This is a genomic window from Saccharothrix ecbatanensis, from assembly GCF_014205015.1.
GTDB lineage: Bacteria > Actinomycetota > Actinomycetes > Mycobacteriales > Pseudonocardiaceae > Actinosynnema > Actinosynnema ecbatanense.
This window is the reverse complement of record NZ_JACHMO010000001.1, coordinates 3,181,118-3,193,315: the sequence shown is the minus strand read 5'-3', so window position 1 is coordinate 3,193,315 and position 12,198 is coordinate 3,181,118. Positions and strand designations below refer to the sequence as shown.

Here is a 12,198-nt window from a genome sequence, read left to right as displayed (position 1 = left end):
ACATGGACCAGGAAACGCGCACCGACACCGAGCAACGCCTGGAGCAGATCTCCAAGCTGCTGGAGGAGGTCGTCGACGACAACACCGCGGTCGTCGCGTCGATGAACCAGCTCGCCCAGTCGCAGCAGGCGATGGCCGCCGACCTCAGCCGCGAGGTCGCCGCGCTGCGCGGGGAGGTCGCCGGCGGGCTGGCCTACCGCACGCTCAAGGACCTCGTGATCGAGCTGACGTCGCCGCTGGCGGCGATGGAGGCGATGATCGCCGCCGCCGACTTCACCGATCCCGACGCCGTCGCCACCCACGTGCGCAGCCTGACCGCCACGCTGCGGGCGGTGCTCGGCCGGATGGGCGCCACGCCGATCGTCGTGGACGTCGGCGCCGAGGTCTTCGACCCGGTCTGGCACCGGTGCGTCGGTGTGCTCGACCCGGATGAGTCGCCGTTCCCCGGTGCTGCGCCCCGCACGGTCGTCCGGGTCGTGGAGGAGGGCTACGTGCTCGACGGCAGGCTGCTCACCCCGGCCACCGTGGAGATCCAAGCGAGCCGGCCCGGCGCCGCCGCCCCGGCGGCCGATCCGGCCGCGCCTGACGGCTCCGTCAAGCCCGCCGGCCCCACCGGCCCCGCCGCGCCTGACGGAGCCGTCAAGCCCGCCGGCCCCACCGGCCCCGCCGCGCCTGACGGCTCCGTCAAGCCCGCCGGCCCCACCGGCCCCGCCGCGCCTGACGGCTCCGTCAAGCCCGCCGGCCCCACCGGCCCCGCCGCGCCTGACGGCTCCGTCAAGCCCGCCGGCCCCACCGGCCCCGCCGCGCCTGACGGCTCCGTCAAGCCCGCCGGCCCCACCGGCCCCGCCGCGCCTGACGGCTCCGTCAAGCCCGCCGGCCCCACCGGCCCCGCCGCGCCTGACGGCTCCGCCAAGCCCGCCGGCCCCGCCGAGTCCGCCGAGCCCGCCAAGCCCGCCGACCCCGCCAAGTCCGCCGCGCCCGCTGGCCCCGCCGGCCCCGCCAAGTCCGCCGAGCCCGCCGAGCCCGCCGACTCGGCCGAGCCCGCCAAGCCCGACGACCCGGCTGTCCCCGCTGTCGACGACCCGGTGAGCGAGTAGGAGCGACCATGCCATTCCACAAGGTGATCGGGATCGACCTCGGCACCACGTACTCCGCGGTGTCCATCTGGGACGGCAAGGACACCCACATCATCGAGAGCGCCTTCGGCACGAAGACGGTGCCGTCGGTGGTCGGCCTCGACCCCGAGGGTCAGGTGATCGTCGGTGCGCCCGCGCAGAACAACCTGGTCAGCGACCCCGAGAACACGATCATCGAGGTCAAGCGGGAGATGGGCGTCTACTCGCGGGAGCCCTCCGGGCCCGGTGACCCCGGCGAACCCAAGCGGGTGCCCTTCCGGGGCCGCGACTACCTGCCGCAGGAGATCTCCGCGTTCATCCTGATGGAGCTCAAGCGCCAGGCGGAGAACTTCGTCGGCGAGCCGATCCACGACGCGGTGATCACGGTGCCCGCGTACTTCAAGGAGCCCCAGCGCGGCGCCACCCACGACGCGGCCAGGATGGCCAGGCTCAACGTCCACCAGCTGCTCAACGAGCCGACCGCCGCGGCCGTGTCCTTCGGCACGGACAAGATCGAGGACGAGCGCACCCACACCTACGCCGTCTACGACCTCGGCGGCGGCACGTTCGACGTGTCGATCATCCAGATCAGCCCCGGCAACGTCAGCGTCGTGGGCACGGGCGGGAACTCCCGGCTGGGCGGGGGCGACTTCGACGACCGGATCACCGGCTGGGTGCTCAACGAGATCCGGGAGAAGCACGGCGCCGACCTCAGCCAGGACCCGGCGATCTGGCAGCGGATCAAGCGCGAGGCCGAGATGCGCAAGCGCGAGCTGTCCGTGGCGACTGCGGCGACGCTGAACCTGCCCTACCTGACCCCCACGCTGAGCGTGAACCTGCCGCTCACCCGTGCGGTGTTCGAGGCGCTGATCAAGGACCTGCTCGACCAGTCGCTGGAGTGCCTCGACCAGGCGATCGCCTCGGCCAACGAGAGCAACGGCGTCGAACCCGACGAGATCGAGCAGGTGCTGCTCGTCGGCGGCTCCACCCGCATCGCCCGCATCCGCCCGATGCTGGCCGAACACCTCGGCCTGGACCTCAAGGACATCCGCAGCGACATCAGCCCGGACGAGGTGGTCGCCAAGGGCGCGGGCATGATCGCCCGCCAGTTCCCGGAGAGCGACGGCTACGCGGGCGGCGACATCGTGATCACCCCGGCCGACGGGGTGCAGTCGGCGGCCGTCGAAGGCGCGATCCTGTTGCAGGACGTCACCAGCCACACGCTGGGCATCCTCGCCAACCGCGCGGACTTCGTGCCGATCCTGCCCAAGGACAGCCGGATCCCCGGCGGGCAGACCCGCGGCGACTTCACCAACGGCGGCAACTCCACCCACATCGACGTGATGATCTTCCAGGGGGAGGACCCCGTCGCGTTCGAGAACGACCTCATCGGGAAGCTGCCGATCGTGCTGCCCGAGCCCAAGGAGAAGGGCTTCTACCGCTTCGAGGTGACCTTCGACATCGACACCAACGGACTGCTCGGCGTCGGCGTCAAGTGCCTCAACGACAACCAGATCTGGCAGACCCGGGTGCAGTGCGACGTGCGCGCCACCGCCGAGCAGATCGAGCGCAGCGCCGAACTGCTCAACGAGGTCATGCCCCCGCGGCCGGTCGAGCCGCCGCCCGGCCTGCCGATGACGCCGGTCGTCGGCGGCCTGCCGAAGCCGCCGGGCAGCCTGCCGAAGCCTCCCGGAGCGGTGCCGGTTGCGCCCGCATTGCCGCCACCGCCGGCAGCGGTCCCGGACGAGTTCAAGTCCTTCGCCCGCCGCTCGTTCAAGCTGATCGGCCAGCTGGAGCCCGCGGACCGGGCGACGTTGACGGCCGCGTACGTGAAGTTCGTGGCCGCGGTGGAGGCCGGTGGCGACGACGTCGAGGACCTCGGCGACGAGCTCGTCGACGTGTTCCACAAGCTCAGGTGACGCGGTGGACGAACTGCGGGGGATACGGCTCGCGGCCGCGATCGGCGCCACGGATCGCGGCACGCTGTGGCGGGCCAGCCGGGAGCGGGAGCACGACCGGATCGTCCGGGTCATCGCGCCCCGCTTCTGCGACGGCCGGTTCCGCCAGGCGCTGTCCACGCTGCGGCAACGCGGGCACGACCGGGTGCTCGGCGTCGCGGGGGAGGGCTGGTCCGACGGGCACTACTACGTCGAGTACTCGGTCCACGCGGCGTGGCGTTCGCTGGCGGAGTGGCTCGGCACACCGGCGGACTGGTGGGAACGGCTGGCCGTGCTGGGCGACGTCTGCGACGCGGTGGCGCACTGGCAGCGCAGCCCGCTGCACCCCCTGGGGATGACGCTGCACAGCGTGGTGGTCGTCGGGCATGCGGGCGAGGCTCGCCCGTGGCTGGTCCCGTGCCCGCCGATGGCGGTCACGTCGCCGTGCGACCTGTTCGGCGTCGACGCCGCGGTGGTCGCGACGCTGGCCCCCGAGACGATCAGGGGCGTCCCGTTCGACGATCGCGCCCAGGACGCGTACGCGCTGGGCACGCTCGCGGCGCAGGTGCTGGGGTGCCGTCCCGCCCGGCTGGCGGCCGACGACGACGAGCACCAGCTCGAAGCCCAGGCGAGGGGCGTGCTGCTGCGGTCGACCGCGACCGGCTCGCACATCCCGGAGTACCTGCACACCACGCCGGAGGTCGAGCGGCTGTTCATCGCCATCCGCCACTACCGGCACCTGAAACCGGACGTCCGCCCGCGCGACGCGGCGGAGCTGCGGACCGCCATCGCGGCGGTGACCGAACCGCTCTGGCTCGCGGGCGCGCTGCGTGCCGCCGATCCCGCCGCGGCCCTGCGGGTGCTCACCCGGGCGGTCGACCGCGCGCCCGAACGGCTGGACCTGAGGCGGGAACGGTGCCTGGTCGCGGAAGACGTGATCGAGCGGTCCGAGGGCCCGGTGGCGGACGGGGTCGAGGAGCGGTTGCTGCGCGACCTCAAGGTCGTCGCCGACTTCGACGCGGAGGACGGTGCGTCCTGGCACCGACGGGCGGCGCTGGTGCACCTGCGGCGCGGAGACCCGGCGGGAGCCGCCACCGCGTTCCACGCCGCGACGATCGCCGACCCCGGCGACCTCGATTCGCTGCTGGGGTACGCGCAGTGCTGGGTGGAGCTGCGCGACCCCGGGAACGCGTGGCTCACCGCCGTCGAGGCCAACCGCCGCGTCGACCGGATGGCCCGCAACCACTTGCTCACCGACTGGGAGGCAGATCAATGGCGCGCACGGTTCGCCATGTACATGCGCTGATCGGCCTGCCCGCCCTGGTGCTGGCCGGGGCGCTGGCGTTGTTCTCCGCGCCGCAAGTGACGGCGTCGCAGGAACAGCCGTCCGGCCAGGTCGTCACCGCCACGCTACCGGCGGGCGTCACGATACCCGGCGGGAACTACCGGGGCACGATCGTCGGGCCGAACGGTCCGGTCAACGTCACGTTCGCGGTCGCCGGCGGGAACGCGCCGACATCAGCCGGACAAAACACGTCGGCCCGTCAGGACACGTCGGCTCCACCGGCCACGTCTGCGCCGAGCCCGGCCGACGAGGCGTCCAAAGTGGACACCACGGAGGACACCGGGCTCCCCACCGTGTTGCTGACGATCCTCGCCACGGTGCTGCTGATCGGCCTCGGCCTCCTGGTCGTCCGGAAGATCTTGGTGCCGCGCAAGCACAACCAGGCCCTGCGAGCGGCGACGGCGTTGGTCGCCGCGGGCGACTACGCGGCGGCGGTGCCCGCGCTGACCGGCCTCGAGAACAAGTTGACCGACAAACAGCGCGCACGGGCCCGGTTCTTCGCCGCGTTTGCGCTGTTCCGGATGGACGACCTCGACGAGGCCGAGCACCAGCTCGGCGTGCTCAACCGCGAGGACCCGAAGAACCCGGAGGTCGCCTACCTGCTCGCCCACCTGCGCACCGAGCGCCGCGACTACGACGGCGCCGAGCCCGTGCTGAGCGCCATCGAGGGCACGTCCGGCTTCACGCCCCGCTTCCGCAAGCTCCTCGGCGTGATCAAGTTCCGGCGCGCCCTGGAAGCGTTGCGGGACGGACGGGTCGATGTCGCGTCGGCGCTGTTCGCCGCCGTGGAGACACTGGGCGACTTCCGCGACCTGATCCCCGCCGACCTGCGCAACCAGCACATCACGCTGGGCGCGCAGGCGTTGTACGACCGGGACGTCGTCGCCGCGCGCAAGCACTTCGAGGACCTCGAACAGGCCGCGCTCGCCGCCGAACCCGCCGATCGCGAACAGATGAACGCCTCCGCCGAACTGGGCCTGGCGCTCGCCGCGTGGATCGAGGACCGCCCGGACTCGGGCAGCCACGTCGACGCGCTGCTGACCTCGGTCGCACGGCGGCTCGACCCGGACGGGCCCACCGAGCTGCCGTGGCCGGATGACGCCCTCACGGCGAGCGTGGCCGACCGGCTGGCCGCGATGCACGAGGGCGGCGGCGAGCCGTCCGCGCTCGACCGCACGCTGCGCGACGTCCACCTGCTGCGAGCCGCGGCCCTGCTGCGGCGCTGGGCGGCCGACCCGAAGGCCGCCGCCAAGGTCGACGCCCGGCTGGCCGAGGTGCTGGGCAGGCTAGGCGCGGCGCGGGAACGTGATCCCGAGTTCAGCGACACCTACCTGACGGCCGGGCTGCTCAGGTACTACCTGGCGGGGAGCGACGCCGCCAGGGAAGAGGCCGCCGCGATCCTCCAGCACGCGCAGCTCCTCGGCGTCCGCGACCCGGAGGTGCTCGGCATCCTCAACCGGGAAGCCCGTCGCAGCCGCGCCAATCGCGACGCGGTCGACGCCTACCTCCAGGTGCTCGACCGCTACGTCGAGGACGGTTCGGTGCGCGAACAGGTCCGCGCCGACCTGGTCCGCAGGCTGTCGCGCTACCGCAAGGTCCGCGACTGGGACAGCAGGCCGGAGATCGTGCAGGTGCGCGTGGTGGCGCCGACCGTCGCCGAGATGAACGACCGCTCCGAACTGCTGCGCGAACGGGTGGGCCAGCTCCTCTCGGCCACGGGCGGCGATCTCGCGGGCGCCCGCGACCTGGTGCTGCGCCTCGAAGCCGACAGCAGGCAACTGTCCGAGCAGGCCCGGTCCGTCGAGCAGAAGGAAGCCGACCTGCTGGTCCTGCTCGGCGACCGGCTCCTCGGCGACTACGACGACTCCTGACTGACGAGAGGTGACCAGATGACCCCGGCCGAGTGCCTCGACCTGCTGCCTGAGCCCACGCTCGGGGACGTGGACGTCGCGCACAGCGGCGACCTGTTCCGGGTGGACCTGCGCCGCGCGTTGCGGGCGATTGCGGAGCTCGACCACGTGACCGAGTCGGCGCTGGTCCGTGCCGCGGTCACCGCCGTCCTCGGCGAGGTGCCGGAAAGTGACGAGTGATCGTGTCCGACGACGGAACCGGTGATGAGGAGGACGAGTCGTGCCGGATGACGAAGTGAGCGGCTTGGAGTTCGGCGTGACCGACAAGCCGACCCTGGAAACGCTGCGCCACGACGCGGACCAGCTGCGGGACATCGTCCCCGCCGAGGACGTCACGGGGCACGCCGCGTTCGCGCCGACGAAGGTGGACCTCGGCGAGGCGGCCCGGCTGACCCCGGAACTCGGCGAGGGCCTGCGACTCGGCGACGGGTGGGGCAAGCTCGACGCCGGGCTGGGCAAGCTGGGCGAGCTGGCCTCCAACGCGCGGGTCGAGCGGCTGCTGACCCAGGCGCGGCAGAAGATCGAGCAGGGCAAGCACCACATCGCGATCTCTCTGATCGACCAGGTGCTGGAGATCGACGCCACGGCCGCGGTGGCGGTCGGCCTCAAGGCGGTGTGCACCTGCGCGATCGGCGAGTTCGAGCGCGCCCTCGACCTGCTCGACGAGGCTCGGGCACTCGCGACCGACGCCGAGACCGGCCTGCTCGTGTCGACCATGCGCGCGGACTGCGAGGAGAGGATCACCGACGCGGTCCGCGGCGAAGTCGAGGACATGCTCGACGACGGCGCCCTGGCCGCCGCGGTCGCCACCCTCGACCGCTACCTCCGCAGGCTGCCCGACAGCCTCCCGCTGCGGTACCTCCACGTGGGCTCGCTGGTGATGTCCGACCGGGTCGCCGACGCGTGGACCAGCCTGGACATCGCGTTGCGGACGGCGACCGGGCAGAACGCCGAGATATTCCGCGACATGCGCGCACGCGTCCAACTGATGCTGTACGAACCGCAGATCGACGCGGCGCGGGAGCGGTTGCGTGCCGGCGACCCGAAGGGGGCGGTGCGGTACCTGGAGCAGTGCCCGGTCGACGTGCGACGGCAGTCCTCGGACGTCCGGCTGTTGTGGGACTACGCGCACGAACGGCTCGCCGCCCGGTCGCTCCTGGCGTTCGTCGGCCGCAAGCGGATGAACCAGGCGGGTGCGACGCCGGTGGAGCCGGATGCGCTGGAAAGCTTGTTGATGTGGCTGTTCGCCGAGGAGTTGGAGGCCGGTCACGCGGCGATCGAGGACGAGCGCTTCGAGGATGCCTGCGAGCTGTACGCGGCTGCTGAACAGGTCGACGACAGATGCCATGCCGTCGCCTACTGGCACGCCATCGCGTTGGTGTTGCTGTGCCGCAGCCCGCAAACGTCCCTGGCGGAGTGCGATGACTTGCTGATCAGGGCAAGCGTGCGTGTCGAGATGGCCGCGGAGGACCCGGAGCGGCGCGAGATCGCCGAGAACATCGCCGCGGTGATCGCGCGCGACTTGGCCCAGGTGCGGTTGTTGACGGGGATCGGCGACTTGATCCGCAGGTTCAACACGGAGGCTACGAACCTGTCCCGCCGGGGCGTCAGGAACTACCACGAGCTGTACCAGATACGGGGCCGGTTCGAGAAGATCCGTGTTCAGGCCACCTCACTGCACCGCCAGTGCGACAGGGGGTCCGAGGAGGCGCGACAGCTCGAGCAACTGATCGGGGCGGTTCGGAACGTGCTGGCCTAGGCGGTGCTTCGGAGCGGACCGACGCCGGCGCCTACCCGGCGATCGATGGCGCGGTGACGGCGCCGATCCAGGCTTCCACCGCCGACGCCGTGGCGGTCGCCTCTACCTCCAGGACGGTGAAGTGGTTGCCGGGCACGGTGACGACGGTGTCGGCGACCTGCTGCCACAACGGCTGGCCGCCCAGCCGCCCGGACGCGGTCGCGGTGTCGGCGGCGACCAGCAGCGTGGGAGCCGCGATGTCCGCGGGCCGCCACTGGGCGAAGAGGTCGATGTAGTGCCCCATGGCGAGCAGGTTCGCGTCGGTGACGACCCCGCTGTCGCGGTCGAGCACCTCGTTCAGGGCCGCCGACAGCTGGGCTTCCTCGTCCCGGCCGGGCTCGAAGGTGTCGATGAGGACCAGGCCCGCGACCCGCTCTCCGAGGGCCGCGGCCGTGGCGTGCGCCAGGACGCCGCCCACCGAGTGGCCGATGAGGACGACCGGGTGGTCTCCCGCCAACTCGCGCGTGGTGCGGGCCACCGCATCGACCACGTCCGCCCACGACGCGGGCAGCGGTGATCCCGTGAAGCCGGGCAAGGCGACCGCGGCCATCCGGGGTCGCCGCGCGAACCCCGCGGCCAGGGCGGTGAACTGGTGCGGGCCTGAGCCCGCGAGGAACGACGGGACGCCGATGAGCTGCGGTCGCGCGGGCCCGTCCGCGACCAGCAGGCCGCGGGGTGGATCGTCCATCTCGGACGTGGAGGCCGTCGTGGGCAACAGGCGTGCCGCAGACCTGACCACCGCGACCGCGTCGAGCAACGCGCCCCGGCGTGCGGCGTCGATGGTCAGCCTGGTCAGCGTGGCCGCCTCGGCGTTGTCCCCGACCGCGGGGTTCCCGGTGTCCGGCCGCAGCGAGTCGATCAGGTCGGCCAGGGAACGCGCCGTCGGGCTGTCGATCATCCGGGCCAGGGGGAACTCGACGCCGGTGATCGCCATCAGCTCCTTGCGGAGCTGGATGCCGCTCATCGAGTCGACACCCAGCGAGGCGAGGTCGGCGTCGGGGTCCACCGGGTCGCCCGGTTCCCGACCCAGGACGGCCGCCACCGCGCCGCGCACCAGCTCCAGGGTCGACCCGTGGCGCGGTTCGCGGGTGGGTTCGGGAACCACCTCCGGGGTCGCCTTGCGAGTCTGGTGTCCCACCCAGTAGTGCCGGCGCTGGAAGGCGTAGGTCGGCAGCGGCTCGGGCGGTGCCTGTCCCACCGCCTGCTCGAAGTCCACGTCGACCCCCTTGACCCACAGCTCGGCGAGCCCGTCCACCAGGGACGCGTTCTCGGGCAGTCGGCGCCGTTGCAACGGGGTGACCAGCGCGTCGGGCTGCCGCACGCAGCCCTGGGCGAGGGTGGCGAGCGTGGCGTCGGGGCCGATCTCGACGAAGGTCCGGACGCCCACGTCCTCCAGGTGGCGGATGCCCCGATCGAACCGGACGGTCGAGCGGGCGTGCCGGACCCAGTGGTCCGGCGCGGTGGCGGCGGTCAGCTCGAGCGGGAGGCCGTCGGTGTTGGACACCACCGTGATGGACGGCGGCGAGATCCGCACCGTCCGCGCGATCCGGCCGAACTCCGCCAGCATCGGGTCGATGAGCGGCGAGTGGAACGCGTGGGAGACCCGCAGCGGGGAGACCTTGAGCCCGCGCTCGCGCCAGGTCTCGGCGAGCGCGGCCACGGCCGCCTCCGCGCCGGAGACCACGACGGCGCGCGGGCCGTTCACCGCGGCCACCGACACCAGCGCGGTGTCGGCGATGTCGGCGCGGACCTGGTCCTCTGTGGTGGCCACCGCGAGCATCGCGCCGCCGTCGGGCAGCGCGGCCATGAGCCTGGCGCGGGCGGCCACGAGCGTGGCGGCGTCGGGGAGCGACAGCATCCCGGCCACGTGGGCGGCGGTCAGCTCGCCGAGGGAGTGGCCGATCAAGTGGGTGGGTGTGATGCCGAACGACTTCGCCAGGGCGAACAGCGCCACCTCGAAGGCGAATAGCGCGGGCTGGGTGGTGTCGGTCCGGTGGACCGGATCGGCGGCCGGGTCGGGTCCGGCGACCGCCATGGTCTCCCGCAGCGGGCGGTCGAGGTGCGGGTCGAACGCCGCGCACACCCGGTCGAGTTCCTCGGCGAACAACGGGTACCGCGCGGCCAGACCGGTGCCCATGCCGCCGCGCTGGCTGCCCTGCCCGCTGAACATCACCGCGATGTCACCGCGCGGCCCGCTCTTGACCACAGGTGGCACGCCTGGGGCGGCCAGCCTTGCTAGCTGTTCAGTCCGGTCCGCGCCGAGCACCGCGGCCCGGTAGCCGAACCGGGTCCGCTTCGCCAGGGCCGAGGCGATCCCGGCCTCGGTGGCACCGGGGTGGCGGGCCAGGTGGTCGGCGAGCCTGGCGGCCTGGCCGGACAGCGCCTCGGGGGAGCGGGCCGAGAGCAGCCAGGGGAACGGGCCCTCCTCGTCCGCCCGCCCGGGTGCGGCCGTTCGCTCGGCCTGTTCGAGGATGACGTGCGCATTGGTGCCGCTGATGCCGAACGCCGACACCGCGACCCGCAGCGGCTCGCCGCCCGTGTCGACCTCGACTTCCTCGGTCAGCAACCGCAACGCGCCGCTGGACCAGTCCACCGCGGTCGTCGGCGCGGAGGCGTGCAGGGTGCGCGGCAGGACACCGTGCCGCAGCGCGAACGCCATCTTGATGACGCCGCCCACGCCCGCGGCCGCCTGCGCGTGGCCGATGTTCGACTTCAGCGACCCGATCCACAGTGGACGGTCCGCCGTCCGGTCAGCCCCGTAGGCGGCCAGCAGCGCGCGCGCCTCGATCGGGTCGCCGAGGGCGGTCCCGGTGCCGTGGGCCTCGACGGCGTCCACATCGCCCGGTCGGAGCCCGGCGTCGGCCAGCGCGGACCGGATCACCGCCTCCTGCGCTGCGCCGCTGGGCGCGGTCAGCCCGTTGCTCGCGCCATCCTGGTTGATCGCCGTGCCGCGGACCACGGCCAGGATCGGCTGCCCCGCGGCGATCGCGTCGGACCGGCGGCGCAGCACCAGCATCCCGACGCCCTCGGCCCACCCGGTGCCGTCGGCGCCCTCGGCGAAGGACTTGCAGCGCCCGTCCGGCGCCAGCCCGCGCTGCCTGCTGAACTCCACGAACAGCGATGGCGTCGCCAGCACGACCGCACCGCCGACCAGCGCGGTGCCGCATTCCCCCGAGCGCAGCGCCCGCACGGCCAGGTGCATCGCGACCAGCGATGACGAGCACGCGGTGTCGACGGTCAGCGCGGGACCCCGCAGGCCCAGGGTGTAGGCGATCCGGCCGGAGGCGACGCTGCCCGCGTTGCCGATGCCCCAATGGCCTTCCAGCTCACCGGGGTCCGACGCGACGAGCGTGGCGTAGTCGTGCGTGCTCAGTCCGATGTAGACAGCGGTGGGGGTGCCGTGCAGCGAGGTCGGGTCGATGCCCGCGTTCTCCACGGCCTCCCAGCCGACTTCCAGCAGTAGCCGGTGCTGCGGGTCCATCGCGGTCGCCGCGCGCGGGCCGATGCCGAAGAACTCGGCGTCGAAGTGCCCGGGGTCGTCCAGGAACCCGCCGAACCTGGTCTGGCACGTCCCCGGTCGCTCCGGGTCGCCGTGGTGGAGGCCGTCGAGGTCCCAACCGCGGTCGGTGGGGAACTCGGTGATCGCGTCGCGGCCGTCGCGCACCAGGTCCCACAGGTCGTCCGGGCCGCGGACGCCACCGGGGTACCGGCAGGCCATGCCGACGATCACCACCGGGTCGTCCGCGTCGGCCGGGCGGGTCGGCTCCCACTGCGCCGGTGCTTCCGGGCGGGGCTCGAACAGCGAGTTCAGGTGGTCGGCCACCGACCTCGGGGTCGGGTGGTCGAACAGCATCGTCAGCGCCAGGTCCAGCCCGGTGCCCGCGGAGAGCCTGCTCGTCAGCTCCAACGCCGCGAGGGAGTTGTACCCGTAGTCCTGGAAGGCGACGTCGGGGTCCACCTCGTGGGGCGGGCGCCCGAGGAGTTCCGCGGTCTGGCCGATGACCAGACCCGACAGCTCGGCGTGCCGCCGTCCCTCGGGCAATGCCGCCAGCGCGGCCCGTGCCTGCTCGCCCGTCACCTTGGTCACGTGTTC

The 12,198-nt window shown here is 72.9% G+C and carries 7 protein-coding genes; 6 read left to right on the top strand and 1 reads right to left on the bottom strand.

What is annotated here, in order from left to right; translation table 11 throughout:
• Window positions 1-2 precede the first annotated feature (2 nt).
• From grpE to F4560_RS13645, 6 genes are read left to right on the top strand one after another with little or no spacing between them, the layout of a single operon-like run.
• The gene (gene grpE, locus F4560_RS13670) at window positions 3-1,097 is read left to right on the top strand and encodes a nucleotide exchange factor GrpE (protein ID WP_184920092.1); all 1,095 of its coding nucleotides are present in this window, start codon (window positions 3-5) and stop codon (window positions 1,095-1,097) included.
• Window positions 1,098-1,105: 8 nt separating this feature from the next.
• Complete coding sequence (locus tag F4560_RS13665; protein ID WP_184920090.1) at window positions 1,106-3,034, top strand: Hsp70 family protein; 1,929 nt, start codon at window positions 1,106-1,108, stop codon at window positions 3,032-3,034.
• A gap of 4 nt (window positions 3,035-3,038) precedes the next feature.
• Window positions 3,039-4,358: a serine/threonine-protein kinase gene (locus tag F4560_RS13660; protein ID WP_184920088.1), complete on the top strand. Its 1,320-nt coding sequence runs from the start codon at window positions 3,039-3,041 to the stop codon at window positions 4,356-4,358.
• Window positions 4,325-6,268 carry a tetratricopeptide repeat protein gene (locus tag F4560_RS13655; RefSeq protein WP_184920086.1) on the top strand — a complete coding sequence of 648 codons (1,944 nt, stop codon included), beginning with the start codon at window positions 4,325-4,327 and terminating at the stop codon, window positions 6,266-6,268. The genes F4560_RS13660 and F4560_RS13655 overlap by 34 nt, the downstream gene beginning before the upstream one ends.
• A gap of 18 nt (window positions 6,269-6,286) precedes the next feature.
• Window positions 6,287-6,487: a hypothetical protein gene (locus F4560_RS13650; RefSeq protein WP_184920085.1), complete on the top strand. Its 201-nt coding sequence runs from the start codon at window positions 6,287-6,289 to the stop codon at window positions 6,485-6,487.
• A 40-nt stretch (window positions 6,488-6,527) separates the two neighbouring features.
• Complete coding sequence (locus F4560_RS13645) at window positions 6,528-8,066, top strand: tetratricopeptide repeat protein (RefSeq protein WP_184920083.1); 1,539 nt, start codon at window positions 6,528-6,530, stop codon at window positions 8,064-8,066.
• 31 nt (window positions 8,067-8,097) lie between these two features.
• On the opposite strand, the gene F4560_RS13640 is transcribed toward F4560_RS13645, so the two are convergent.
• Window positions 8,098-12,192 carry a type I polyketide synthase gene (locus F4560_RS13640; RefSeq protein WP_184920081.1) on the bottom strand — a complete coding sequence of 1,365 codons (4,095 nt, stop codon included), beginning with the start codon at window positions 12,190-12,192 and terminating at the stop codon, window positions 8,098-8,100.
• Between the last annotated feature and the right edge of the window lie 6 nt (window positions 12,193-12,198).

Coding starts and splice junctions, on each gene's coding strand:
- grpE (WP_184920092.1), top strand. CDS start 3: ATGGACCAGGAAACGCGCACCGACACCGAGCAACGCCTGGAGCAGATC.
- F4560_RS13650 (WP_184920085.1), top strand. CDS start 6,287: ATGACCCCGGCCGAGTGCCTCGACCTGCTGCCTGAGCCCACGCTCGGG.
- F4560_RS13665 (WP_184920090.1), top strand. CDS start 1,106: ATGCCATTCCACAAGGTGATCGGGATCGACCTCGGCACCACGTACTCC.
- F4560_RS13655 (WP_184920086.1), top strand. CDS start 4,325: ATGGCGCGCACGGTTCGCCATGTACATGCGCTGATCGGCCTGCCCGCC.